Annotated in this window: 20 protein-coding genes; 4 read left to right on the forward strand and 16 right to left on the reverse strand. The window is 56.8% G+C overall.

Annotation, left to right across the window (positions count from 1 at the left end; all coding sequences use genetic code 11):
• Positions 1-137 precede the first annotated feature (137 nt).
• Complete coding sequence (locus U9R25_08110) at positions 138-503, forward strand: hypothetical protein (protein MEA3335862.1); 366 nt, start codon at positions 138-140, stop codon at positions 501-503.
• Positions 504-699: 196 nt separating this feature from the next.
• Here U9R25_08110 and U9R25_08115 read toward each other — a convergent pair whose 3' ends face one another.
• From U9R25_08115 to U9R25_08175, 13 genes are all read right to left on the reverse strand, one after another.
• A complete protein-coding gene (locus U9R25_08115; protein ID MEA3335863.1) occupies positions 700-1,461 on the reverse strand; it encodes an SDR family oxidoreductase in 762 nt (253 codons plus the stop codon).
• Positions 1,462-1,521: 60 nt separating this feature from the next.
• A complete protein-coding gene (locus U9R25_08120; protein ID MEA3335864.1) occupies positions 1,522-2,301 on the reverse strand; it encodes an ABC transporter permease in 780 nt (259 codons plus the stop codon).
• Positions 2,302-2,330: 29 nt separating this feature from the next.
• The gene (locus U9R25_08125) at positions 2,331-3,293 is read right to left on the reverse strand and encodes an ATP-binding cassette domain-containing protein (GenBank protein ID MEA3335865.1); all 963 of its coding nucleotides are present in this window, start codon (positions 3,291-3,293) and stop codon (positions 2,331-2,333) included.
• Positions 3,290-3,832, reverse strand: coding sequence for a PadR family transcriptional regulator (locus U9R25_08130; GenBank protein ID MEA3335866.1), 543 nt, complete (start codon positions 3,830-3,832; stop codon positions 3,290-3,292). Before U9R25_08130 ends, U9R25_08125 begins: the two co-directional genes overlap by 4 nt.
• Positions 3,833-4,470: 638 nt before the next feature.
• Positions 4,471-5,445 (reverse strand): ABC transporter permease, encoded by a 975-nt coding sequence (locus tag U9R25_08135; protein MEA3335867.1) that lies wholly within the window; start codon positions 5,443-5,445, stop codon positions 4,471-4,473.
• Complete coding sequence (locus U9R25_08140; protein ID MEA3335868.1) at positions 5,442-6,944, reverse strand: sugar ABC transporter ATP-binding protein; 1,503 nt, start codon at positions 6,942-6,944, stop codon at positions 5,442-5,444. Before U9R25_08140 ends, U9R25_08135 begins: the two co-directional genes overlap by 4 nt.
• Before the next feature lie 87 nt (positions 6,945-7,031).
• Positions 7,032-9,020 carry a substrate-binding domain-containing protein gene (locus U9R25_08145; GenBank protein ID MEA3335869.1) on the reverse strand — a complete coding sequence of 663 codons (1,989 nt, stop codon included), beginning with the start codon at positions 9,018-9,020 and terminating at the stop codon, positions 7,032-7,034.
• Positions 9,021-9,135: 115 nt separating this feature from the next.
• Positions 9,136-10,698 (reverse strand): FGGY family carbohydrate kinase, encoded by a 1,563-nt coding sequence (locus tag U9R25_08150; GenBank protein ID MEA3335870.1) that lies wholly within the window; start codon positions 10,696-10,698, stop codon positions 9,136-9,138.
• Positions 10,699-10,709: 11 nt separating this feature from the next.
• Entirely contained in the window at positions 10,710-12,437 is a 1,728-nt protein-coding gene (locus tag U9R25_08155; GenBank protein MEA3335871.1) for a zinc-binding dehydrogenase, read from the reverse strand.
• On the reverse strand, positions 12,437-13,516 hold the full coding sequence (locus tag U9R25_08160) for an aldose 1-epimerase (GenBank protein ID MEA3335872.1): 1,080 nt from the start codon (positions 13,514-13,516) through the stop codon (positions 12,437-12,439). The genes U9R25_08155 and U9R25_08160 overlap by 1 nt, the downstream gene beginning before the upstream one ends.
• Positions 13,517-13,592: 76 nt before the next feature.
• The gene (locus tag U9R25_08165) at positions 13,593-15,116 is read right to left on the reverse strand and encodes a hypothetical protein (GenBank protein ID MEA3335873.1); all 1,524 of its coding nucleotides are present in this window, start codon (positions 15,114-15,116) and stop codon (positions 13,593-13,595) included.
• A 16-nt stretch (positions 15,117-15,132) separates the two neighbouring features.
• On the reverse strand, positions 15,133-16,260 hold the full coding sequence (locus U9R25_08170; protein MEA3335874.1) for a uroporphyrinogen decarboxylase family protein: 1,128 nt from the start codon (positions 16,258-16,260) through the stop codon (positions 15,133-15,135).
• Between the two features lie 134 nt (positions 16,261-16,394).
• A complete protein-coding gene (locus tag U9R25_08175) occupies positions 16,395-17,189 on the reverse strand; it encodes an SDR family NAD(P)-dependent oxidoreductase (protein ID MEA3335875.1) in 795 nt (264 codons plus the stop codon).
• Positions 17,190-17,380: 191 nt separating this feature from the next.
• On the opposite strand from U9R25_08175, the gene U9R25_08180 reads away from it, so the two are divergent.
• From U9R25_08180 to U9R25_08190, 3 genes are all read left to right on the forward strand, one after another.
• Positions 17,381-19,102 carry a DeoR family transcriptional regulator gene (locus U9R25_08180; GenBank protein ID MEA3335876.1) on the forward strand — a complete coding sequence of 574 codons (1,722 nt, stop codon included), beginning with the start codon at positions 17,381-17,383 and terminating at the stop codon, positions 19,100-19,102.
• Between the two features lie 288 nt (positions 19,103-19,390).
• The gene (locus tag U9R25_08185) at positions 19,391-20,482 is read left to right on the forward strand and encodes a hypothetical protein (GenBank protein ID MEA3335877.1); all 1,092 of its coding nucleotides are present in this window, start codon (positions 19,391-19,393) and stop codon (positions 20,480-20,482) included.
• Between the two features lie 4 nt (positions 20,483-20,486).
• Positions 20,487-21,176 (forward strand): hypothetical protein, encoded by a 690-nt coding sequence (locus U9R25_08190; GenBank protein ID MEA3335878.1) that lies wholly within the window; start codon positions 20,487-20,489, stop codon positions 21,174-21,176.
• Between the two features lie 598 nt (positions 21,177-21,774).
• On the opposite strand, the gene U9R25_08195 is transcribed toward U9R25_08190, so the two are convergent.
• The 3 genes from U9R25_08195 to U9R25_08205 all read right to left on the reverse strand — a co-directional run.
• Positions 21,775-23,802, reverse strand: coding sequence for a DUF6259 domain-containing protein (locus U9R25_08195; protein MEA3335879.1), 2,028 nt, complete (start codon positions 23,800-23,802; stop codon positions 21,775-21,777).
• A gap of 64 nt (positions 23,803-23,866) precedes the next feature.
• Positions 23,867-25,015 (reverse strand): hypothetical protein, encoded by a 1,149-nt coding sequence (locus U9R25_08200; protein MEA3335880.1) that lies wholly within the window; start codon positions 25,013-25,015, stop codon positions 23,867-23,869.
• Positions 25,016-25,039: 24 nt separating this feature from the next.
• The coding region (locus U9R25_08205) for an enolase C-terminal domain-like protein (GenBank protein MEA3335881.1) at positions 25,040-25,599 on the reverse strand (560 nt) is incomplete at its 5' end.

Below are 25,599 nucleotides of genomic sequence, written 5' to 3' on the forward strand. Positions count from 1 at the left end.
CCCCGAATGCGTTCCGCCCCCCAGGTCAGGTTATCCGCGGCCATTTGCCGGATGAGTGAAATGGTCTCAGCAGGGATTCTCGGTGATTGTGACTTGGGATTGGACTTTCGTCGCCAGATGAAACGAAAGAGTTCACGATGCCAACGCAGAATCGTATCGGGTTGGACAATGAGCAGAGCGTGCTTCCAGAAAGGAGTGGCGCGAAAGAACAAGAGGAGTTTGATGCGATCGAAGTTATTGAGTTGCGGATGCTGGCTCTGGCGTTGGAGGATGATGAATTGCTGACGCAGGAGGGCGTTTTCGGCGATGAGATCGGCTTTGCTGCGAGTCAGGTCGGCGGTAGCACCACGCACAAGGGAAAGGGTGTTGGGTTTGAGTCAGCGTTTGATCGAACAGCGCTTTTCACGCCGTCGGGGCTTTGCTACGCCGCTTCTGGTACCTTCGAGAGCAGTGTCACCCGTCCGAAACGGGCGACGTCCACGACCTCGTGGACAGGGCTGTAACCAGCACGGTATGGCTCGCTTCGCTCGCCCTTTCATCCTTCTGCATCTCTTGAGCGCTTCTGGCATTCTCGAGTGGCTGGCCTTCGTTCTGTATGAAAATCGTTTCTTCGAATTTGATGCGAGCATCATGCTGAATGGTGAACAGCCAATCAAGACAGACTGTACGTACGTTGGTTGCTATCACGCTTCAATACAGCTAATTGATGGTTGGTACGTATCCTCCATCGACTCGGATATTCGCGCCATGCACATAACTCGCTAGTTCGCTGGCCAGAAAGACCACTACGCTGGCAATCTCATCAACCTGCCCCATTCTGGCAAACGGTATATCACCCATCATCTGGTTCATTGCTGCCTCAACTTCTGCCGCCGTCTTCCCCATGCTCTGCGCCAGACCCATTTCAACCATATTGGGTGTTAGGATGGCACCCGGACTGACGCTGTTGATTGTCACGCCATCCCCCTTCATCGCCTGCGCCATCGCAACAGTCAGATTGAGAACAGCCGCCTTCGTTGTCGAATATGCGCCCATGCCCGCTGGGGGCTTAATCGCCGCTGCGCTCGAGATATTGATTATCCGGCCCCATCCCTGTTCTTGCATGGCCGGTAACAAGCGCTGCATCAAACGCACCATGGAAAGAACGTTGATATTGTACGCTGCGGCCCATTGGGACGGAGGCGATGTCATGTCGTCTTGGTGTTCGCCGCCGGCCGCGTTGTTCACCAGAATATCGATGGCTCTGAGTTCTGCTTGGGCCAAGTCGATGACGCGCGCGGTTGCGGCATCATCGCTCAGGTCGCCGACAGCAACGATGGCTTTTCCGCCCGTCTGGTGGATCTCGGCTGCCACCCGTTCAGCTTGATCGCCGCGACGGCCATTCACAATCACTGTCGCCCCTTCGGCAGCAAACCGTTTGGCGATCCCTTCGCCAATGCCGCCTGTACTGCCCGTGACCAATACTCGTTTGCTCTCCAATCCCAAGTCCATTGTGTGATTTCTCCTTTCGAGATTTGTCCGTTATCTGATGGTCGATTTGAATGCTCTCAGAGCAACCGCCATGCCCAGAATCGCGAAGGCCAAGGTGACGCCAAAGCAAAGCCATAAGGGAATTGGGTCGACACTGCCCATGCTCGGTGCCGGGGCCATGGTGATTTGTCGTAATCCGGTGACGGCGTATGTGGTCGGGTTAAGCATTGCCCCAATTTGCATCCAGACGGGCAAGGTAGCTAATGGATAGAGTGAATTGCTCCAGAACAGCAGGGGGAGCTGCAGCATGAAGATCATCATGTGGTAGCCGGCAGAGCTATCCGTTCTCGATGCAACGGCCAGCGCGATCCCGGAAAACCCAATGCCGTAACCGGCGATCAGCAGGAAGCCGCCCAACCAGCCCAGGGGATTTGCGTTCAACCGGGCGCCCAACAGGATGCCCACGATTAGGATGATTATCGACTGGATCATCACAGTGGTTGTGATGCTCAGCGCGTGGCCCAGCAGGATGCTGAGACGGGGAATAGGCGCCACCAGGTATTCCTTCACGATACCTGCCATACGTTCGTTGAGCCAGGTGGAGCCGCCGCCAATGGCAGCGCCCACGGCGGTGAGGGCGACGATGCCCGGCAGGATGAAGGTCAGGTATCCCTCTCCACTTCCCGGCATGACAGCCCCCATCAGGCTGCGCATGCCTACGCCAAACAGCACAACCCACAAGATTGGCTGGAACAGCATCCCAAAAACCTCTTCCGAGTGGACGAGGGTCTTCCTCATCTGCTTTTGCCACAATATGATCGATGCGCTCATAGGTTAGTCTCCATATTTGCTCCGGGCAGCTATTTGTCTCGCAATTGGCGGCCGGTATATTTCAGAAAGACATCACCCAGGCTCGGTTTGGAAATGGAAACATCGTCAACATGGAAACCACTTGCCTGAGATGCCTTGATGATTTCAAGCAGACGACCTGAACCGGAGCCGGCGCTGATCTGGATCACACCATTGCCGCCGTCGACGCCTTGAACGAAGGGTAAGACTGATACCTGCTCAATGAATGTCTCTTTGTCGCCCGCGCCATCAACATGGAATACGTCGGCCCCCATCTGATTGATGAGTTTCTGCGGCGGACCTTCAACAACGATGCGCCCATGATCGATGATGGCCACCCGATCGGCCAACGCCTCCGCTTCTTCCATGTAATGGGTAGTCAGAAGCAGAGTGATGTCTGTATTCTGCTTCAGATTGCGGATATATTCCCAGATATTGACCCGGTTCTGGGGGTCCAGTCCCTGGGTTGGCTCATCCAACAAGAGCACTTGGGGATCGGTCATCAAGCCACGAGCCAGTTCCAGGCGTCGTTTCATGCCACCGGAGTAGGTGTTGGTGCGCCGGTCGGCCGCCTCTTCCATCTGCACCAACGCCAGTAGCGCATTGATTTTGTCCTGGCGTCGGGCTTTCTCCATGTTGTACAGCCGTCCGTGGAAATCCAACGACTCCCTTCCGGTCAGATCAGGATCCAGCACGATCTCCTGGAACGTCACGCCGATACGGCGTCGCACCTCGGCGGCTTGTTTGACCGCGTCATAGCCGGCGACCGTGGCCACCCCGGCAGTTGGTTCCAGCAGCGTGGTTAGCATGGAAATGGTCGTCGTTTTGCCTGCGCCATTGGGACCCAGTAGCGCGTAGATCGTGTTCTTCTCGATGGTCAGATCTATCCCATCGACCGCCAATATCTGTCCATCGTAGCGCTTGACTAGACCCGTGGTTTCGATGGCAAGGCTCGACCCATTCGAATCGCTCATGGTGTTGCTACTCCTTCTGTTCCGAAATCGGAATCTCCTTGCTGGAGTCGGGCGAGAAGCTCGCCCAGCCACGACAGTTCATTGGCGTAGAAGCGGTGCAGGTATGCCACGCCCAGGTGACTTTCCCGTATCTCACTGGGAAAGGCCTCCAGTTGCTCAAAATGCTCCTTTACCACCTGCCGCCGCTGTCGCAAGAGTGAAGTCGCTTCCTCCAACGGCAGCGCATCCAGGTAGTTGAGCGCCACGGCCGAGGGCAGTTCCGGCGTCGGGTAGGTAGCAAGGCTCTCCCGCAGAAGTTGCTGGAACGCCGCCTCACCCTTAGGCGTGACCGTGTATACTCGCCGGGGCGGCCGATTGCCTTCCTGTTCCTGATGAGCGGCAATCCAGCCATCCTGCTCCATGTTTTTCAGAAGCTTGTAGGCATTCGATTTGGTCAGTGTGATGGCGAGCCCTGAGCTTTGGTTCAACATCTCATTGAGCTGGTAACCGTGCATAGCCTGGCTCCGCAAGCCACCCAGCAACACCAGTTTTTTCTCCATAAGGTTTCGCTCTATAGTGCCAAGATATATACTCGCTAGTGACTAGTCAATAGTGACTATATCCAAAAAAGTCATGATGTCAAATTGAAGAACGGGTCGTTCAGGCGAGTAGGTTTGGCATGAAGATGTCGATTTCTTCCCTCACCCTCTCCGCGACCTCTCGTGTTGGCTACCACGCACATCCGTTCGCTTTTGGAGGATGTTGCGTCGGATAGTAAGAGAGAATACGATCAGTTCGCTTGGGTCGAGCGACTCCATTTGAGCAGTTGCATGGTCAAAACTACGTTCCACCCCAGCAATAGAACGAGGAGATGCAACAATTGCCATGCACCTGGCGTGCGAAAGCAGCATTGGAGCGCGTTGACACCCCTTGCTTTGACCCCCAGTAGAAAACCGTGCCTCTTTCCTGAACCGAGTTGATCAGCCGGTGGGATCGGGATGCGTTGCTGCAGGCCCTGGTGTGGCCTTGCTTTCTTGTAGAACGCCACGAATTCTTGCGAGACACCATTGAGATGCCTGTAATTGAGGATGATCATGTGATCCAGGCACCCCCTGCGTAAGGTCCCGATTTAACCGATAAGAGCTGACCGTAGTGCATCTCGATGCACCCAGGGGATGGACTAGGGGCGCGGGCCTCGTTACTTCGTACGGATGACGCTAATCAGCACCGCTACAAGGATAATCAACCCCCGGATCACTTCCTGGGCAAAGGGGTTAATGCCCATCAATACCATGCCATTGCCGAGCAGACCGATGAACAGTACCCCCAAAAAGGTGCCGAAGATCGTTCCCTCGCCGCCCATCAGACTGGTGCCGCCGATGATGACCGCCGCGATGACCTCAAACTCCAGGCCCATCGCAATGTTCGATGATCCGGACATGATTCTGGACGACAGGATGATGCCGCTGAAGGCTGACAGAAATCCAACCAGGGCAAAGGTTGTGATGCGCGTCTTCCATACGCTGATACCCGAGAGTCTCGCAGACTCTTCGTTACCCCCAACGGCGTAGACCGATCGGCCATACACGGTGCGGATACTGATGAAGTGGAAAATAACAAAGGTCACCAGCATGATGATCACTGGTACCGGAATCACGTCGAAAACGTAACCGCCTCCCCAGAAGTTGAATCCGTCACTGAATGGGGTAATGGGAAAGGCATTGGTGATCAGCCGGGCTGCGCCCCGGAGGCTCATAAACAGGGCCAGAGTGACCACGAAGGCCGGCACCGCCCACTTCACCCGAATATAGCCGGCGGCGGCGTGAATGGCTGCTCCCTGAATCACCACGAAAATCACAGCGAGCCAGAGGGGCCAGCCTTGCTGGATTGCCAGTACCCCTAACAGTGCCGAGGCCCAGGCTACGGCGGAGCCGACACTCACATCAATGTCGCCGGAGATAATCATAAAAGTCATGCCACAAGCGATAATGCCGTTGAATGCGACCGCCCGCAGCACGTTCAGCAGATTTCTGGGTGTGAGAAAGTTAGGCGCAAAGATCGCCAGGCCAAGAAACAGAATAACCAGGGCAATCAAAAGACCCGAACGAGAGGCAAGATCGCCAGCCTTTGAGGAAAATGTTGGCTTGGATTGGGTTTCAACTGCGTTTGTCATTCGGATAATTCCTCCATCGCCAGCGACATTAACTGTTCCAGGTCGACTTCATCGTGTTGTTTTTCGTGGGTTATGCGCCCCTGGTTCATGATCAGGATCCTGTCGGAAACATCCAGCACTTCCTCGATTTCCGATGACACAAACAGCACGGCCAATCCCTGCCGCGCCAGGTCGCGCACCAGCGTAAAAATCTGCTCTTTGGCCTGGATGTCGATGCCCCGTGTCGGTTCATCCATCATCAGCACTTCGGGCAGCGTGTTCAGCCAGTTGCCGATGACAACCTTCTGCTGATTGCCACCACTCAAGGTTCGCGTCTGAACGTCCAGGCTGGCTGTTCTTATATCCAGGTTTCCAACCATATCTTCGGCCAGCTCCTGTTCCTTTCCGGGATTCAAGACCCCGTTGTTGCTGACGCGCTGCAGAGAGGCCAGGGTCAGGTTATCCTCGACCGGGAATACGAGGACCAGGCCCTCCCGTTTTCTGTCTTCCGGGGTGAATCCGATTCCGTTGGCCTTCATTGCAATAGGGCCGGGTTTGTCGATGAGCGTATCGTCCACACGGATCTCGCCACTGTCGATGGGATCAAGGCCGAAAATGGCTCGCAGCAACTCTGTGCGTCCTGAGCCAAGCAGCCCGGCGATTCCCAAAACTTCACCGGACCGGAGATCCAGGGAAACATCATTCAGCAGGCCGTGGCGGTTCAGGTTTCTCACCGACAGCTTGACCCGGCCTAACTTGGCATCCCGTTGCCACTCCGTACGCTGCCAGGCGCCGCCGATCATCATGCTGGTGATGCGCTCAGGCGTGGCCTCTTCCACCGGAATCGTACCGATCTTCCTGCCATCTCGCAGTACGGTGACGCTATCGGCTACTCTGGGAATCTCCTGAAGCCGGTGCGTCACGTAGATGATTGCCCGCCCTTGTTCAGCCAGACGACGCACGACCCTGTGTAACGTATCGACCTCTTCGGCAGGCAATGCGCTGGAGGGTTCGTCCAGTATCATCACGCGTGGGTCAAAGGAGATGGCCTTGGCGATTTCAACCAACTGTTGCTGTGCCACATTCAGGCGAGATGCTTGCTGGGAAAGGTCAATATCAACCTCAAGCTGACCAAGCGCCTCATCAGCAGTCCGCAACATTTCTTTTCGGTCAATGAAGGTTATTCCAAGCCTTTTTTGTTTTGGCCAACGGCCCAGCAGGATGTTCTCGGCAACGGTCAATCCTGGCACCAGGCTCATTTCCTGATAGACGGTGCTAATGCCCTGCTCGAAGGAGTCCTGGGGTGATTTGAAGATCACTTCCTGATCGTCGATGGTGATGGTTCCGTCATCGGGGCCGATCGCGCCGCTCAATATCTTCACCAGGGTAGACTTGCCGGCACCGTTTTTTCCCAGCAGGGCCCGCACCTCGCCCGTATGCAACGTGAAATCCATATTGTCAAGGGCCTTCACACCGGGATACTGTTTACTCAGACCTCTGGTCTGCAAGATGGCGGTCATAGACACACTTCCTGATCGAAATCTGGTTCTCGGACGGTCCGGTGTTTCCCAAACCGCCCGAAAACCTCGAAAACTATCTCTGGCTGGTTATTCGATTTCGAAGACGGCGTTGCCCTCGGTTTCGACGAATCGATTGATCATCTCATCGTCGCCGCGACCGAAGTAGATGGTCGGGGTATTGATTACTGATTCTACCTTTTCGCCGCCGAGTACCTTCAGCATGGTCATGAAGGTGTCATAACCCATCTGGAAAGGTGCCTGGCCGGTGACACCCTGCAGGATGTCGTTGTCAGCCTGAAGCATCTGAGCCATCTGGTTGTTCATGTCGGTGCCGACCACAAACACTTCACCAGCCAGGCCGGAGGACTGAACCGCCAGCGCGTGGGCTACGGTGCCACCCTCGTTGGCAGCCCAGAGCAGGTTGATGGTGGGATTGGCTTCGAGCATGGCTTCCGACACAGGCAGCGCGTCGTCTGCCACCCAGCCGGCCTGATCGGCAACGACTTCCACACCCGGTAATTGAGTTACCTGTGTCAGGAAGCCTTCCTTGCGGGGCGGACAACCTTCGAACTGGTCGCAGTTGAGCAGGCCGATCGTAGCGTTGCCATCCAACTGTTCTTCGATAAACTTGACGGCGGCTGCACCGGTTGTGCTGCCCAGGTCTTCGTTCTTGGTTACCAGGTATGCATCGGCGATACCCTCTTCACTGACACAGGTGTTGAAGCAGATGATAGTGATGCCGGCTTCCTTGGCCCTCTTCAAGGCCGCAACAGAGCCATCAGCTGAGATGGGGGTGATGAGAATCGCATCGACCCCGCGAGTGATGTAGTCGTCGATCATGCTGCTTTCCTTGGCCAGATCGTTCTCGGTGTTGCCGAGGATCAGTTCGGAACCGGCTTCGTCGGCAGCGGCTGCCATACCGTTCTGAACGGTCTGCATGAAGGTATCGCTCTGGAAGACGACGCCGGCTATGGTCAGGTCTTCGCCACTCATCATGGGCTTTTCTTCCATGGCGCCAGCATCGGCTCCGGGTACCTCGAATACCGCGTTGCCCTCGGTTTTGACGAATCGATTGATCATCTCATCGTCGCCGCGACCGAAATAGATGGTTGGCGTGTTTTGCAGGGCGGAAACAGTCTCACCTGCCAGCGCAGCCAAGGTGGTGTTCAAGGCATCGAAGCCCATCTGGAAGGGTGCCTGGCCGGTGACACCCTGAAGGATGTTATTATCGGCCTGAAGCATCTGGGCCATCTGGTTGTTCATGTCGGTGCCGACCACAAACACTTCACCAGCCAGGCCGGAGGACTGAACCGCCAGCGCGTGGGCCACGGTGCCACCCTCGTTGGCAGCCCAGAGCAGGTTGATGGTGGGATTGGCTTCGAGCATGGCTTCCGACACAGGCAGCGCGTCGTCTGCTACCCAGCCGGCCTGATCGGCAACGACTTCCACACCCGGTAATTGAGTTACCTGTGCCAGGAAGCCTTCCTTGCGGGGCGGACAACCTTCGAACTGGTCGCAGTTGAGCAGGCCGATCGTAGCGTTGCCATCCAACTGTTCTTCGATAAACTTGACGGCGGCTGCACCGGTTGTGCTGCCCAGGTCTTCGTTCTTGGTTACCAGGTATGCATCGGCGATACCCTCTTCACTGACACAGGTGTTGAAGCAGATGATAGTGATGCCGGCTTCCTTGGCCCTCGTCAAGGCCGCAACAGAGCCATCAGCTGAGATGGGGGTGATGAGAATCGCATCGACCCCGCGAGTGATGTAGTCGTCGATCATGCTGCTTTCCTTGGCCAGATCGTTCTCGGTGTTGCCAAGGATCAACTCGACGCCCGCTTCGTCAGCGGCTGCCTGAATACCATTCTGAACGGTCTGCATGAAGGTATCGCTCTGGAAGACAACGCCGGCTATCACCAGTTTGTCATCCTGATCGGTCGCAGGTGCCGCATCTTCAGTGCCAGGTTGTTCGTCGGAAGTGGCCGGTACTGCTGGTGCTGCAGTCGGCGCACAGCCTGCTACGAGCAGGCCAATCATGAGCGCCAGCGCGAGGACTGGCAAAAAGCGTTTGAGATTCATCAGGTTCTCCTCTCATTGTGAGTAGTGATTCGAATTCAATCGAAGGTCTGAATGGTCGGCACGATCGGGCAGTTCAATGTCTTCGGGAATAACGGCACCTCCTTTCAATGTAACATCAACTCCTCAATGACTTTTCACTTAACGGCGTAAGGTTCTGATAGAGACCATGCAATTGACCAAACGCCTGCTGGTAAGCGGCTACATAGTCCTGATAATGGCGATGGTAGGCGGGTCGGGGCTCCGTACGGCTGGTGGTCCGGGCAAAACGACGGGCAGCAGCGGCCATGTCGGGATAAATCCCTACCGCGTGGCCGCCCATGATGGCGCAGCCCAGGGCAGCAATGTCTTCCCGCTGCAGACGAACGTAGGGCACGCCCAGCACGTCAGCCTTGATCTGGTTCCAGAGATCACTGTTGGCCCCGCCGCCGATAACCCGCACCTCGCTGAATTGAGCATCGGGGATGTATTCGCGAACGACGTCCAACGCCTGAGCATAGTCGAAAGCGATCGATTCAAGAACAGCCCGATAGAAGTGGGGTTTACGGTGCGTCCAGGTGAAGCCCAGCCAGGCACCGCGCACGTTCGGATCACTGGGGCAGGCACGACCCACCAGATGAGGAATGAACAGTAGACCTTCGGCTCCCGGCGGGATTTCGGCTGCTTGGGCGTCGAGCAATTGATAGGCAGTCGTGCCTTCTGCCCTGGCCCTTTCGGTTTCTTCGGTGGCAAACTGGTCCCGGTACCACCGGTGAGTCAGCCCACCACCGCTGATGTACATCATCGGGTACCAGTGGTCTTCGCCCAATGGCCCGGCCAGTGGTTGCAGCATGTTGTGGTGGGTGTCGGAAAAAAACATATTCAGCGAGGTTGCAAATACCGGAAATGTGCCGGCCACATCCACCAGCTGCCCCGCTTTCACCAGGCCTGCTCCCAGGCAGCCTGCCACCTGATCGCCAGCGCCGGCGACCAGGGGTACCCCTTCCGCCAGCCCACAGGCTGCGGCGACCTGTGCCGAGAGCTGCCCTATCACCGTAGTGGAAGGCACGACCTGGGGTAGTTTCTTCAATGGGATGCCACAGGCCCCGGCCAGTTCTTCGGACCAGGCGCGGCGGGCCGTATTACTGACGCCGACCCACGTAAGATAGGATGGATCGATAAATGCGTCATCGGTGGACAGGTTAGCCATGCGCCCCGCCACATAGTTGGCCAGTATCAAAACCTTGTGGATACGCCGGTAGAGATCGGGATAATTGTCTTGCCACCACAGCATGCGCGGTGCCAAAAAGGGCAGCGAACCGTTGAGCGCCACCAACTTGTCACCAACTCGGTTATGCATCTCTGCGACATAGGGTTGATAGCGATTATCCAGCGCCGATGGATACCAAGGCGTCAATGCATTCCATTCGCGATCGATGCCGATGGCGCCGGCCATTTGGCCGGCGAAGGTGATGGCAGCGACCGACGCGGGAGAAATCCCGGTTTTTTCGACAACCTCTTCAAGGGTATCCAAAGTGGAATCAAAGAAGTCTTCACCCCGTTGCTCGGCTCGACCCGGTGCAGGCTGGAACAACGGTGCATCGCGCGTGGCATCGGCCAGTGCCCGGCCATCGATGTCGAACAAGGAAGTCTTCACTACACTGGTTCCCAGGTCAACGCCAATCAGATAATTTTTTGACATATTAGGGCTTCTTACAGAGTCCAGCACTTTTCGATCAACACCCGTTCAGCCTGCGCGGTCCAGGTTGGGCCGGGATCCAACTGGCGGTAAACGTCGGGCAGAACCTGTTCCAGTTCAGGCAGGCTCAACAGGGGCAGGTCGATCAACTGGGGGAAAATGACAACCTTGCCGGGGTAGGCTTTCTCTAACACCGCCTGCAAACCGTGGCGCATCGCCTTCATCCCGCCAATAGCGGCAACAGTCCGGGTCGCCGACAGAGAATTGTCCTGAATCTTTTCCAGCACCTGCAACTGGTCCGCTACGGTCGAACCGCTGGTACCGGTGAACTGCGCGCCGTACAGCGACACCCGGTCGAGCGGAAGCTTGATTGAGTTGCCTGCCTCCGCCCCGGCAAAAACCACAAGCATGCCATCAGCGGCCAAAAAAGGGAGGGCCTCTGCGACTGCTGCGGGGTTGGGAACCACCACGACAATGTCGTCGCAGCCGCGCCCGCCCGTGAGCCGGCTGATTTCACCTTGCAGCCGGCCAGGTTCCATCGTGGGGTTGAAGGCTACCAGCTCTCGACCACTGGTTGCGGCCAGGGCGGAAAAGTCGTTGATGATACTGTTGAGGCGCTCCTGTCCCCGATTGGTAGCGATGATGGCGCGGGGACCATTGGGCAGTTGCAGTGCCCGCTGAATATGCATTCGGCCCATGGTGCCGCCCGCTCCCAGGATCCAGATCACGCCACCGGGGCGCAGTTCAGACCGGTTGCGCTCAGTGCCGTAGGCATCGGCGATATCCGGCCCGGTGCAACCTAACAGAGCCAGATGCTGGTAGTGAAGCTTGTTCATGTCCACGGCAACAGGTTCGTCCCAGGAGTGATTCGTCACCAGATTCAACGTGCCGCGGGAGGCCAGTTGGTCAACCGCTTCTGCGACATGGTCTGCTTCCTTCGGGTCAATCAGAATGATATCGTCAAGACCGGTATCGGGCGCAAACTCCTCAGCCACGTCGACTGCCGACGCCCGCGGTCGCTCCGCAACGACGCCATATCGGCTGTGGAGTTCCCTGGCAAGCGATGGTGGCACGTTGGTCAGCACAATGTGTCTGCTTTTTAGCTCGCAACCGACTCGGTATGTCCGCCTGTCGCCGGGATTGCCCTTGATCCAGAGCAGGCCATCTTGTTTGGGTGTAGGACGGCGGGCGGTGGCCCTGTAGGCCACATCCACACAGGCCCATGGCTCTAGAAGAGCAATGTCGGCATAACTGACATCAGACAAGACTGGAAAGATGCAGCTCCCAAAATCGCTGGCAAGTACCCCCCGCTCGAGAATTACGTATTGGGCCATCGCGCCGGGGATATTGACGCCGAAAATGGTGCGCTTGCCGTCGACGTACACGTCTGGTTGAATGCCCAGGCGCTGTCCAGCGTAATACTGGGCCTGCCATCCGTCACCGACAATCACAGCAGTCAAGGCTGCTTCGTGACCCAGCCGGGCGGGATCGGCGTCGAAGTCCCGCTCAAAAAAAAGTGGGTAGTCGTGGCCCATACGAATCATCTTGGCATCGGAAGCGCATAAGCCCAGGGCATCCACTCGGACCAGAATCTCATCAGGACCACAGGTTGGCATTGTTTCCCGGACAGGTTGACCGTCTACTCCAACGCTTTCCAGACTACGGCCAGCAAAGGGCCACGTCAGGTTGTGCGAGGGCAGTGGCCCGGTCGCCTGCCTGTACTGTTGCCAGCGATCACTCATCACCTGTCATTCCTGCCCGTTATTTCGCCTGCAGGCGACACGTTTGATACCCGATCGAAGCCTTGATAGGCAACGGCCCTTATTGCGGCGTGGCGCGATTCACCCGGATCGATTTTCGCAGCGGACCTGTTTTCAATGGCAGTGATTAATCCCGCCGATGGGTAGCTGGACCAGGGCTCCAGGGCCATGGTGTAAACCTGACCATACCAGGGGTAGCCATTGCTCTGGTTGAACTGACGCCATATCCACAGGTAAGGAAATGTTTCCAGCGACCAGGTGAGGGCAAGGCCGACCTGGGTTGCCTGATTGGTGACGGCATACCAGCCTTCGGGCAGGTTGACGACGTAGCCCAGATCCTCATGGCCGGTACCGGGCGCGTCCGGGCGGCTGAAATCCACCCGGACACCGCCATCTTCAGAGACGTGGGGCCACCGGTATTGCCCGCCGCCGGTCAGTCGAGTGCCGGCGGCACCGGCGAAGGTCTCGATGAGAAGGTCGCCTGCGGGGAGATCAACCCGGCAATCGGGCCCCAGAAAGGGTGCACCGAAGGCGGGATGGTGGCCCCACATGAAGTCCATCGCTTCGGCGCCTTCGTTGGTTAAAGCTTCTTCAATCAACAACAGTGGCTCGCCCCGGCGCAGGGTCATGGTGCGCTGCAGGTGGAATGGGGTTCGAAAGGGGCGCACCGACAGCGTCACTTGCACCTCAGCGGGGGTGTCGGCCCCGATAAAATAATCCCACGGAATGGTAGTCACCTCACCGTGCAGCCCAAACTCGACCCCCTTGTAGGTGCAGGCGGGGCCGCCGTTGGGCAGGATCTCCTGCCAGCCACCCTGGTAGTAATCGAGAAAAGCGCCCCAGCCAGAACCGACGCTCTGGACTGCGGGGGGGCGCAGCCCGCGCGGGGTATGCAACATGAACTCAGTATCGCTGGGTTTGTGAAGGAACTGGAAGATGTCGGCGCCCTTGTCCACCAGCACGCCGACGCGCAGAAATTCATTTTCCAGGAAGACCAGGCGCAGGCCCTGGTAGGTGTATTCAGCCAGCCGGCATTGATGATTTCGATAGGATGGCAGCATTGGTCTCTCTCGTTCGAAATCGGTTGAGTGGCAGGTGGGACAGGTCCTGCCCGTAGCCATGGGGTTACCCCTACCTCTAGTTCATCGAAGCCAGTGTATCCAGGTGTTCCTGCATCGACTGGTTAGAATCGAGCCGCACGATCGGAATTCCCATCTGGCGGCATGCGTAGGTGACTTCCCGGGATACATCGCCATTGGTGGCGACAGGGTGGTTGGAGGCGGCTATACGGAAAAGCAGGTCGGGATCAGTGCCGAGACTGATCATCACGTTGGGCCACATCTGGCCAAAGAAGCCCATTACCTTGTCTTCGACCGCTCCTTCCACGGCTACCGACTCGCCCACTCCCAGGTGCATTACATACTGTCCTTTAACACGTCCCAGCCGGGCGGTGGTGACGGGACCCGCCTGGCCCATGAATCCAACCGCCGCGCCGGTGAAGCCATCGACGTTGGCCTGGATAGTGACGTTGGGTAGTGACTTCCTGGGATCGTTGCTTCTGCCAGCCCACCACACCGAGGCTGCGCCGCAGTTGGAGACGGCAAAGAAATCCTCGCCCATATACTTCAGGTCGCCAAAGATGGGACCGATCTCGGGCTTGATCTGCTGCAAAAGCACCGCGGTCATCAGTCCCTTGATGTCACCCTCGCAGACGGTGGAAATGATGGGTTTGGGACCGAGATCATCTGCGCCGAAGGGCAGAAAAGCCGGAAGGGTGCAACCAACAATACCGTATTCGACCGAAAGAGTGGGCTGGCAGCGGACCGATACGCCGATGATGTTTTCGCTTTCCAGCTCCTTGAGGCGGTCACGGGCAGCCAGATAGAAAGCAACCTGCACCTGGAAATTGCGCGGACTTGCGCTGAGGTCATCGTAGATAATGGTAGTGCCGTTGTCGTAGAGCCAATCGAGGAAATGTTGTACCCGCTCCGGCTCGGAGTCGAGGATGTTTTCAGCCCGGCGGATTAGGGCATATTCGCCCTCGTTGAGAATGTCGCGGATCATCAATCGTTTTAGAGCGGGGATATCGTCCTGCAGATGCTCCATGTGAAGGGAGTAGGTGCCGCCCCATAGCATCACCGCGCTCCTGCGCATCCGGGCCACCGCGGACACGCCGCGAATCCAGGCCAACATGCGTTCAGGTTGTCCTCGGAGCCGCTCGTGTTGCACGGCATGCTGGTTGACGCCCGACTCCAGCAGGCTGGCTCCCACCGCGCTGATGCTGACAGTGCCGGGCAGGGCGGGATCATCCACGGTGTAGAGCATGGTGGGCAGGTTGGCCTCACGCACAAGGTCGATTACCACCATCGGAGGTGTCCAGAAGTGGGAACAGAGGATCATGCATTCGGCCCCCTTGGCCTGCAGATAACGGGCACAATGAGCGGCTTCCTCGTAGCGTCGCACACCGAACCAGTCGTTGGGATCTGGCCGCAGGCTTGCCATGGGATCCACCACCTGGCAATCGTGGTCGTTGAGGAATGTGATCAACTCCTGGTGCTGCTCGCGCAGGTAGGTCTCGCGTGGCAGATCGAAGAAGGAGTCTCGACCATCGGTGAAGGAGATTAGGCCAACTTTCGGTTTTGAACCTCGTTGTTCTGGCATTGATAGTTCCCCTACTTTACTTGTACTGACCGTACGATTGCGCAGTTTCAAACATGGCAATGATGATTTCCGGCCTGACGTCGATCATGTGGTTGCAGGAGGCCAATACATAGCCACCGCCCGGGCCCAGGGCGTCGATACGGTCCTTGACCTCGGTGACCACCTGGTCTACCGATGGATCGCCTTCCAGCCCTTCGATGGCACCGTGGAAGGTGAGAGCGTCACCGTACGCGGCTTTCAATCGGCGGGCGTCCATTCCTTCGGTAGATGTCTGTACTGGATTGAGCACGTTAACACCCACCTCCAGGAAGTCGGGGATCACGTCAAAGACCGCGCCATCGGTGTGGCGGAAGAGGACCGAATGGGGCGCCTTTTCGTGGATCAGAGCGTAGAGTTCCTGCTCGGCCGGTTTGATGAATTCGCGGTACATTTTCGGCGAGATGAGCAGGCTTCGGTTGCTTCCCAGGTCATCGCCGATTTCGACCATGTGCACATAAGGACCTACCGCGTCCAGGAACATCCCGTAAACATCCTTGTATATTTCCAGCAAATGGGCAATGATTGCCCTGGCCACATCGGGATAAAGGGCCAGCACCATCATGAATTCCGACATCTCCATGATCTGGCAGGCGCGATCCAGGAAGCCAAAGGTGATGGGGTTGCGGGCTACCAGCGCGTAGTCGGTATCTTTGGTCAGCCGCCGAGCTTCCACAGCCAGCTCCTCTGTGGTAAATAGCTCTTCAGCGGTAGGCCAGTTGTGGGCCTCCACTTCCCGGACAGTAGTTGCGCCCTGCAGGGGGCTTCGGACGATATTGACGTACAGGCCAGCCTTTCGATAGCCTACACCCCATGGATCGATGGTGGTGCCGTCGTCCAGGACCGTGCTTTTGGCGGTGGGGTTCTTTGGCAGGAAGAGGCGGCGGAAGTCGATGTCGAAGTATTCCAGGATTCGTTCGTCGTAGTAGTTGGCCGTGGTACCTGATCGAACAGGAGGGATTGGTTCCAGATCAAGATGATCTCGCAGCCGGAGATAGGTCTCATCCAGCAGCATGGTAGCGTTGCCCATCAAATCGAGGGGCACGCGGTCAGGTTCCTGGTGGTTGAAAGCTGCAAGTACGCGCTGGCGGTGGCTGTAGGCAGGCATTTTTTCCTCGAATCAGGCTGGGAGTCGGCCCAGCCGGAATCCTGGAAGGTGTGCAAAAACGTCGAAACCGGGTATTTCGGCATTGGTTAAGCCGGCGTACTGGTAAATGGCGGGCATACGTCGTCCCCTGGAAATCAAGATGACGCCATGACGCCCCCGTCGGGGGCGATGGCCTGGCCGGTGATCAGGCGGGCGCTGTCGGAGACCAGGAACTGGGCCAGACCGGTGAGGTCTTCAATTTCGGTAAAATGTTTCATCGGAATGCTTTCGGAGCGTTCGGCCAGGTATTCCTCGCGAGAGATACCCTGTTCGGCCGCGGTTTTGTCGGCGTAGCTGACTTGCATGGGGGTCAAGGTAACGCCGGGACAGATAGCATTGACTGTAACATCGTAGGGCGCCATCACCATGGCGAGACAGCGAGTATACATCAACAGCGCTGCCTTGCTGACCCGGTAGGGAATCACATGGGTGCCGGCGCGAACGCCATTGTAGGAGGCCGTTATCAGGATCCGGCCCTGCTGCCGTTCCATCATGTGGGGTGCGGCGGCACGGCAAGTCAGCGCCACACCCTTGATATTGACGTCCAGAACCAGGTCCCAATCGGCGGGCGTGATATCCAGGAAGTTAGCCGGACCCAAGACACCCGCGTTGGCGAAGAGAATGTCGATATGCCCGAAGCGGGAGATGGCAGTAGAAATGGCAGATTCGACGGCGACGGCGTCGGTGACGTCCAGGGGCAATGCGATGCTGTTGCCGCCCGAAGCAGAGATCCCGGCGGATACATCGGCAGCGGCCTGGCCATTGAGATCAGTTACGGCGACCGATGCACCACTCTTGGCCATCTGCAGGGCGAAACCGCGACCAATGCCACTGCCGCCGCCGGTGACAAACGCTACCTTACCCGTCAAATCGGCTGAAATCCTAGACATCCACAGTTCTCAAACTATCGCGGGTGACCGATCGCAAAAAAGGATGGTTTCATCTTAGCACAAGATCAATAGCGTGTCAAGGGAAAATGAACAAACTCGAAGCTGAATCTGTGAAAATGGGTTGACTTGGCGCCCTATTTGAGTTATAATTTGTTTGTGACTTTCGACTTCGAAACTCAAGGGATGGATCAATGGCCACAGATAATCGTTTGAACAACATGGTAACGCTCGTGGAGGAGCGTGGTTATTTGTCTGTGAAAGAGTTGAGTCAAACGTTCGACGTGTCTGAGGTGACCGTGCGACGCGATCTTCAGCGATTGCATGATGAGCAGCGCCTGCTACGGACCTATGGCGGCGCGGCGCGCTTGCCTCCTCAGCCGGGACAGCCGCCAATGTCCCTGGGAGAAAATCGTGAGACGGCTTCAACTTCGTCGGAGAGTTCCCTGATCGAACAGGTTGACGTACTTATCGCCATTTCGTTGAGCCCCCGTTCCGATATGATTCTGCTGGAGCGTGCCGAGAAGCATGGCGTGCCAATTGTGGCGGAGTCGCTGGCGATGCAGGGGGCCAGAACCCTGGTCGCGGTAGATAACTATCAGGCCGGCTGTTCGTTGGGGCGCTGGGCCGGGCAGTATGCGCAACAACATTTTGCAGGCCAGGCCCGGATGCTGGACCTGACCTACCACCTGAGTAATACGCAGGATCGCAGCAAAGGATTCCTGGCAGGCTTGCAGGAGATAGTTCCGGAGGCCAGGGTATCCCTATCGCTCAATACCCAGGCCGATTGGCAGTCGGCCTATCAATTGACAACCGATGCGATTCAGGTTTATCCTGAGATCAACATCATTTTTGGCATCAATGACACGACCGTTGAAGGTGCGATCCAGGCCTGCAGGGATCTGGGCATCCCGCCCGAGACCATGCTGGTCCTTACCTTTGGGTTGGAGGGGAATACCCTGAGGGAGGAGTTGCAACGGGAGGAGTATCTGAAAGCTGGTCTGGCCATGTTTCCCGAGATTGTTGGACCGACCTGTATCGAAGCTGCGATTGCCTCCTACAACCACGTGGATATGCCTGCTCAGTTGGTGACGCCCCACATGGTACTGACGGCAGACAATCTCGGCGACGTCTATGAGCAGGGGGAAGAGGGCTGGCGTTTTAAACCGGAAAACGGCGATTTGGCCCTTACAATTCCCATCCTGCGGGGCGGTGATGCAGGTGACACGCTGCCAGAGAAGGTGGGTTTTCTGGTGCCGTTCAGCGAACATGAGTGGTACAAAAACCTGTCGGCGGCCATGCAGGGGCATGCCAACAAACTGGGCATTGAATTGGACAAAACCGACGCGGCGGAAAATCTCAAGGACGAACTGGTTTTACGGAAGCTTAGTATCGCGGAGGAAGCCAGCAAGCTGGTCAAAGCGGGAGATGTCGTTCTGATCGATGGAGGGCAGGTGACCACCTACCTTGCCGACGCGTTGAGGGGGAAGAGTGACATAACGGTGATCACCAACGCCATGTCGGTTGTGGACGTGCTGCGAAACCAACCGGGAATCGCCTTGATATCAACCGGGGGGCTGCTTCGCAACGAAAGCCAAACCCTGACCGGCCCAACCGCTGAAGCCGTCTTGCGGGAACTGAGAGCGAACAGGTTGTTTCTGGCGGTCACCGGCGTGTCGCTTGACTTCGGTCTGTCTCACACCAACCTGGCTGAAGTGACCGTCAAGCAGGCCATGATCAGGGCCGCGCGCGAGGTAATTTTGCTGGCCGATCACACCAAGTTTGAGCAGGAATCGGTGGTGCAGGTCGCGCCCATCAGCATCGTGGACAAAGTGATCACCGATAACGCGTTGCCGGCCAGCACCCGCCTGGATCTAAGCAAACTGGGAATCGAGATCGTTCTGGCAAAGGCCTAGATTCGGTGGTCGTGCTGGCTCTCGCGATTTTGATCCTGCGTCAGCAACCAGATGTCATGGTGCGCAAGAATGACAACGGGATCAGGCCAAGCCGAAACGACAATAGGATTTTGTCCCTGGCAGACCCACTGCGAGTTAGCGTAAGTTTTGTGCAATTGAATCGCAACATTCGCTCCCGGTGGCGGGTATTTCGCAGGCAGTTCCAAGATGCGTCGCTCATTACTGCCGGGCGGATAATGTACGAGCGATGCAGCGTGCTATCCACAAATATGGCAGGTATCCGCTTCCATGACCATTGAACTGGACTTCACCGAGGCCGACTGGGAACGTGTCACAGATGCATGGACAGCCTGGTGGGCGGGCGATCTGGATCGGCCTCTCGTCATGATCGAGGGCATGGTTCAGGGCTCTGAAGCCGTTGTTGCCGCGGCACCGGATTTCACCAGCAATTTCGGTTTGGACGTCGCTGCCGGCAATGTCATCGACTGCTATCAGGCCCGGCTGGAAGCCACGCGCTGGTATGGTGACGACTTTCCCAAGTGGTGGCTCAACTTTGGCCCCGGCATTATGGCTGGCTTTCTGGGCGCGCGAGTCCACTGTATACCCGACACAGTTTGGTTCACACCCGGTTCAGTATCAGCCATTAGCGAAATTGACCTGGTCTACGACGCGCAGAACCCCTGGTGGCTGCGGACTCAGGAATTGACCAGGTTGGCAGTGAGTCGTTGGGGAGATGCCATCGCCATCGCTCATACCGACCTGGGCGGTAACTTAGACATCCTGGCCAGCTTGCGCGACACACAGCAGTTGCTCTTTGACCTGTATGATTCCCCGGAAGAAGTCATCAGGTTAGGTGATCGTATTACCACGTTGTGGTGGCGTTATTACGATGAATTGGCCGGGATCATCGCCGAGGCAGGTAGAGGCACGACACCCTGGGCCGCCATCTGGTCGCCGGAACGTTGCTACATGCTGCAAAGCGATTTCTCCTACATGATCTCACCACAGATGTTCGAACGATTCGTGCTGCCAGATCTATTCGCCTGCTGCGATGTGTTGGATCATGCGTTTTACCATCTGGATGGTAAGGGGCAGATCCCGCACCTGGACATGCTGCTCTCTCTGGGTGGGTTACGGGGCATCCAATGGATTTCCGGAGATGGCGCACCACCACCTGAACAATGGATTCCCTTACTCAAACGCATCAGGGATGCCGGTAAACTGTGTCAGCTTTATGTCTCCCCGGAAGGCGCCCTTCGTATCGTGCGGGATGTTGGTGGCCGGGGATTCGCTTTCTACATCCAGGAACCTATGCAACCAGACGAGGCCGCAGACTTTCTGAGTGTTTTAGAAGCCGAAGCCAAGGAAATAGGGTATTGAACTGATGAATCACCGAGAGCGTATCCTGGCAGCCATTCATCACCAGCCTCTTGATAGAATTCCCACCGATATGTGGGCGACCCCCGAAGTGCAAGAGCGGCTTTTCGAGTACTTCAGCATTGAAACTGCCGGGGATACCGAAGGCACCGCTATCAGCCTGTTGGGAGGTCTGCTCACACGCGATGTCGAAGCGATTCTGGAGCTATGGCAGATCCTTGGCATCGACGGCATTCTGAATATCTCGCCCCCCTATATCGGGCCTGAACTCCTTGAGGAGGACGTCTACAGCGAAAACGAGTGGGGGATGGGATTCCGTCCTCAGTCTTACGGCACGGGTTCGTACGATGAGCAAATCTATTTTCCCTTGGCCGAGGCCGAATCCATTGCCGACCTCGAGACCTATCGCTGGCCAGATCCAGACTGGTACAACTACAGCGTCCTGCCAGATCTGGTTGAACATTGCGGCGGGCGCGCCACCAGCCTGGGTTACACCGCACCATTTTTCTACCACAATCTCTTACGTGGTCTCGAACTTTCGTTGGTGGATACCTTGTTGCGTCCGGAGTTTACACATTACCTGGTTGGGCGCATTTCCGACTTCTTCACCGAGTACCACCGCCGCTGTTTCGAAGCCACCCGCGGTCTGGTGGATATGACCCAGGTGGAAAGACCGACAAATATGTCTCGTTCCTGACATATTCGGATGAACTCCACCACGGATTTGCGGGGGTTGATATAGATAGTGTATTCATTTTCCCACTTCGCGGTCCCGAGGAAATGTGGGAAGGTTCCGGGTGGATCTTTGAAGACCTCGACCAGTGCTCCATCCGGAGCCTTGGCGATCAGGTGCGGGAAAACGTCGATCCGCACGGCATTGTAGCCCCGTTCTACCAACTCATCGAGGGCCTTATCCCAATCTTCGAAACCGCCTCCTTTTTAACGACGGCGTATCCATGATGAGTCCCACATGGTAATGGCGAGGGGTTTTTGAAAATCTCTTATGCTTGGCATGGTTCTTCTCCTTGCATATTCAGTAACTGTGCGAACAGACATCAGATCATGCCTTCATCCCTCTGTTTGGTTCGGAAATGAAGGTTGGATTGTATAACTTGCAATAGGGCGAGTTCCACACGTTTTCGTACGTAAAATGGCGTCAGGAGACGTTATTATATGTTACACCCTAATCGGTGAGGACCTTGATTATGACCAAGTTGGTACTGTAGACGTAGCAGATGTAGGTCTGAATTGCGGCTATCTTCAAAGCTCTTTCCGCCTGGCGCAATGTTCTTCGTCTAAGTGGACACGTAAATGAGCACGGCGATCTGGTTCGGATTCAGTGTCTCAAGGGGCAGGTGTGCTTCCCCGTCAACGGTCACTGTTTTGACCAAACGATACTCTGGTGCCCGGATGAGTAGCGGCTGCCTTTCCGAGGCAGGGTTCCATGCAACGACCGCCAAGTGCTCGGCGATCCTGTAGGATTTGGCTACGATCGATGGGTTGCCGAGCTCGATCCCCTCGCCATCCACAAAGGTTCCTTCCAGTAGGAGATCGCCGTGTGCGTCGCGGATGCGATTGAGCTTGCCCAGGTAGGCCGCATAGTGTGGAATGTCGCTCAGCGTGCCCCGGCAGCGAAAGATGGTCATGTCAAAGCGCAGCCCATAGACAAAGGTATAATTGGCCTTGGTAAGGTAGTCGTCCTCGTCTTCACCGCACTCCCGGTTCATGCAGATATGCTCCGGGAACGTATAACGGTATAGCGCTGGGAAGGCACGGGGATCCGGCCAAGCTCCGTCCAATGAATGTGCGATATCCATATGCTGTCCATAGACGTCGACGGTGTGCTCCATGCACATGGCCGCCTCGGAATTGAGGGCCTTGACGTTGGCCCGCAACTGCCGATAGTTTTCGGCCTTGGTGGCAAAGGCCGTGCTCGGCTTGTCGTGGGGATGTGAACTGTCAAAGCATAGGACAGGTGTATAGCCGCCGATGTCGTAGAGCACGCCATCGGCGCCCATCTCGACGATTCGCCGGCCCACATCTAGCATTTTTTCCTGCCACTCCGGTGTGGAAGGACACATGCAGGCCAGAGGCATACGTCCGCTGGCAACACGGCGCCAAACGCCCTCGCCCGAGTAGGTCTCTGCAAACGAATACTCGACGTTCCATACATTCTTGAGCGAGATGCGATGTCCGACCTCGCGATAAAAGTCGGTGTCGCGATCCACTACGTAATAGCTTACAAAGACCAGCACTTTGCCCCCAGCGGCGTGGATCTCGTCGATGGCGGTTTTTAGTCCGTCCTCGCCGCCCATCGCCGGGTCGGGATAGTACTCGGGCCACTTGTGAGAGAATCCGCCTGGTATCCAGCCCAGAATAAAGACCGTGTCCATGCCGGACGCCTGCGCCTCTTTGTACAGGGCGGGGAGCTGGGCATAGTCGCGCAGTATCTCGCCATACTGGTGCTTGAGGATCACACGCAGCCAACCCTTGAAGCGTTTGACCCACACCGGTGGGGCAGGCGCTGACCACCAGGTATCATCTGCCCAGCGGCGGTATTTTTTGGCCCCGACGTGCCAATCGCCAGCGTGAGCTGAGACGACAAAGGGGCTGGATTGCCAATTTTCGCCCTTTTTCAGGAAGGGGAGCTTGACAAAGCTCAGTGACAGTGTCTCTCGCTTCATGTCCTTTTCGACGTTGAGGCACGTGCTCTGTAGGGAGGGATCATAGGAGCCCATATAGAGCCCTTCCTGCTCGTTGCACAGCTCGTACCACTGCATCGAGGCCGGACCCGGATAGAGCAGATACAGGTTGCGATGGTGCTGGTCCGGCGCTTCATATCCCCGGAAAGACGTGAACTCGCCAAAATCTGTGTGCAGGGGGGCGACGATCCGCTTTCCCAATCCGTCTGGCCACACGAGGATATCCTGGGCCGGGTCGCCTGCTAGAGACGCGATCCCCCCGACGATAGGAAAATGCAGCTCTGCGATCTCCACGTCTTGATCGTTGTCGATCTCAGCCCACGCCGTCACCTGGTCTCCGGACAGTTCAAAGCGGAATCGGAGGCCGATCTGGAGGATGCGATCTCGATAGCAGAGATGCCGGTACGTGACCGTGATCAGCTCTTCGGTCTTTGCTACCTGAGGGGCTTGCTCCTCCGGCCAGATGGCGTTTTCGTCACTGACATCGTCGCGGAAAATCAACTTCCAGCAGCCGCGCGGCTGGGCAATGTACTTGTGCCCCGTGATTTTGTTTTGGAACTGCACGATCTCTGCCCGCTCGGATAGGGCAAAGCGAATCTGGTCGTTTTCCAGGTAGAACAAGTCTTACCTCCATATCTGATCTGTATCTTGGTATGGGTGTTTATTCCTTCACCCGTGGGTTTTTTCAACGCGTCTCCAATCGTCGGACACTGTCCACTACCCGGGCGCCCTGATCCCGGTCCTGGCAGTGAACCACGAAAAAGGCCCTGACCTCGCTGTCCACCACTGCCTGGCGATACGCGCAAAACTCCTCCCACGAAAAAGGTTCGATGAATAGGGGCAATCGGTCCGTTGCCTCGGCGATAGCACGGATGTCCTGTGCCGTGAATCGTACCATCCCGACCTGGCGCGGCTTGAAAGCTAACACGTTTCCGAGATTGCGAAGCATATCCCAGATCTGCTTCGTAGTAACATCACGAGCAAAGACCCCTCCCTCGAAATGCCCCAGGAAAGATCGCAGATAGGGCGCAAGGAGTTGCTCAAACATCGGGGCAGAGATCAGGTCTGACACGTTATCACCCACATGGCCGAGGACAGGTCCCGGCGTCCAGTAGCCGCCGTGCCAGGTCGTCGCGTACCCTCCCAATGTTTCGCCACCGATCACGCGGCGTTGGTCCTCGATTAAGTCAATGACCGCATCGGTGCAGCGTCTCATCAACCGGTGTACCCTTTCGGGGTGTAAGGATAAATCGAGGAAAAAATCGTTTCCCCTGCATGCCTTGGCGAAATCACTGGGGTTGGCATCCAGTGCCCTGGGTTGCACGAGAAAGCAGCCACGCCCCTGCCGGGCAGCCCAGCTATTGGCCTTGGTCAATACCTGCCCCCAGGGGCTCTCGGCATCATAGCGGATTCGATCCCAGTCGAAGGTATCGTAACGTTCTATAACTGGTTGCATGGCGCTCGTCTGGGCGTAGAAAGAAACCTCTGCGCCCGCGACCGTGGCTGCGGTATTTTCCGCCCAACCGATACGAGGCTCGAATACGGGGATGAAGTCGTCATCCAGTCCCCACTCAGCCTTTGTCTGCCAGAAAGTTCCGTATTGGGCAAGGCGAAAGGAGAGGTGTTCCTCCAACTGGGCATCGTCGAAGAAATCGAAGGTGTCCAGTGGCCGCGGTGTTTTTACATCGATGGAGAGATCCCAGTTGAAGGAATCCCAGCTCTGGGGGATGACCGTGACAAGGTATCGTCGCTTTCCCTCAAACCAGGCTCGATGTCTTGCCACGACTGCTTCCAGATCGGGACGCCAGATCAGTTCAACACCAGTTTTGTTCATGGTTCTCTTCCGGGAAGTTTACCGTCAGCAAGACTCATCTTCGAAATAAACCGTCGCATGGTCAGGCCGGATATTGGTGAGTTGTCCGGTGTAATGGCGCAAATCACGAGCCTCGTAGGGATAACGGGTGATGGCTGCTTCATCGATGTCGATGCCTAAGCCAGGTTCCTCGGGAACGAACATCATACCGTCCTGAAAACGAACATGCTCTGTACTGATCTCTTTTCGATGGGGAACATCGCTCGCCATGGTCTCAAGAAGATAGAAATTGGGCGTACAGGCAGCGATCTGCAGTGTCGCAGCGTTTGCCACCGGGCCACTGGGATTGTGTGGACAGATCGGGAGGTGATGACATTCGGCCATCGCCGCTATTTTGCGTAGCTCTCCCAGGCCTCCCACATGAGTAACGTCGGGCTGGATGAAGTCGGCGCAGCCCAGGCGAAAGAATTCGGGAAAGTCCCAGCGACTGTAAAGCCGTTCACCTGCAGCAATTGACACGTCAATCCGCCGCCGGACCGCTGCCAGGCCCTCTTTATTGTCCGGCGGAATGGGCTCTTCGAACCAGAGCACCTCGAAATCCGCCA

It is taken from the genome of Chloroflexota bacterium (assembly GCA_034717495.1).
Lineage (GTDB): Bacteria > Chloroflexota > Anaerolineae > JAAEKA01 > JAAEKA01 > JAYELL01.

Bases quoted from the DNA above. Each gene is read 5' to 3' on its own strand.
- U9R25_08200 (MEA3335880.1), bottom strand. From the start codon at position 25,015: ATGAACAAAACTGGTGTTGAACTGATCTGGCGTCCCGATCTGGAAGCA.
- U9R25_08175 (MEA3335875.1), bottom strand. From the start codon at position 17,189: ATGTCTAGGATTTCAGCCGATTTGACGGGTAAGGTAGCGTTTGTCACC.
- U9R25_08180 (MEA3335876.1), top strand. From the start codon at position 17,381: ATGGCCACAGATAATCGTTTGAACAACATGGTAACGCTCGTGGAGGAG.
- U9R25_08120 (MEA3335864.1), bottom strand. From the start codon at position 2,301: ATGAGCGCATCGATCATATTGTGGCAAAAGCAGATGAGGAAGACCCTC.
- U9R25_08130 (MEA3335866.1), bottom strand. From the start codon at position 3,832: ATGGAGAAAAAACTGGTGTTGCTGGGTGGCTTGCGGAGCCAGGCTATG.
- U9R25_08145 (MEA3335869.1), bottom strand. From the start codon at position 9,020: ATGAATCTCAAACGCTTTTTGCCAGTCCTCGCGCTGGCGCTCATGATT.
- U9R25_08150 (MEA3335870.1), bottom strand. From the start codon at position 10,698: ATGTCAAAAAATTATCTGATTGGCGTTGACCTGGGAACCAGTGTAGTG.
- U9R25_08140 (MEA3335868.1), bottom strand. From the start codon at position 6,944: ATGACCGCCATCTTGCAGACCAGAGGTCTGAGTAAACAGTATCCCGGT.
- U9R25_08135 (MEA3335867.1), bottom strand. From the start codon at position 5,445: ATGACAAACGCAGTTGAAACCCAATCCAAGCCAACATTTTCCTCAAAG.
- U9R25_08165 (MEA3335873.1), bottom strand. From the start codon at position 15,116: ATGCCAGAACAACGAGGTTCAAAACCGAAAGTTGGCCTAATCTCCTTC.
- U9R25_08155 (MEA3335871.1), bottom strand. From the start codon at position 12,437: ATGAGTGATCGCTGGCAACAGTACAGGCAGGCGACCGGGCCACTGCCC.
- U9R25_08160 (MEA3335872.1), bottom strand. From the start codon at position 13,516: ATGCTGCCATCCTATCGAAATCATCAATGCCGGCTGGCTGAATACACC.
- U9R25_08125 (MEA3335865.1), bottom strand. From the start codon at position 3,293: ATGAGCGATTCGAATGGGTCGAGCCTTGCCATCGAAACCACGGGTCTA.
- U9R25_08185 (MEA3335877.1), top strand. From the start codon at position 19,391: ATGACCATTGAACTGGACTTCACCGAGGCCGACTGGGAACGTGTCACA.
- U9R25_08170 (MEA3335874.1), bottom strand. From the start codon at position 16,260: ATGCCTGCCTACAGCCACCGCCAGCGCGTACTTGCAGCTTTCAACCAC.
- U9R25_08190 (MEA3335878.1), top strand. From the start codon at position 20,487: ATGAATCACCGAGAGCGTATCCTGGCAGCCATTCATCACCAGCCTCTT.
- U9R25_08110 (MEA3335862.1), top strand. From the start codon at position 138: ATGCCAACGCAGAATCGTATCGGGTTGGACAATGAGCAGAGCGTGCTT.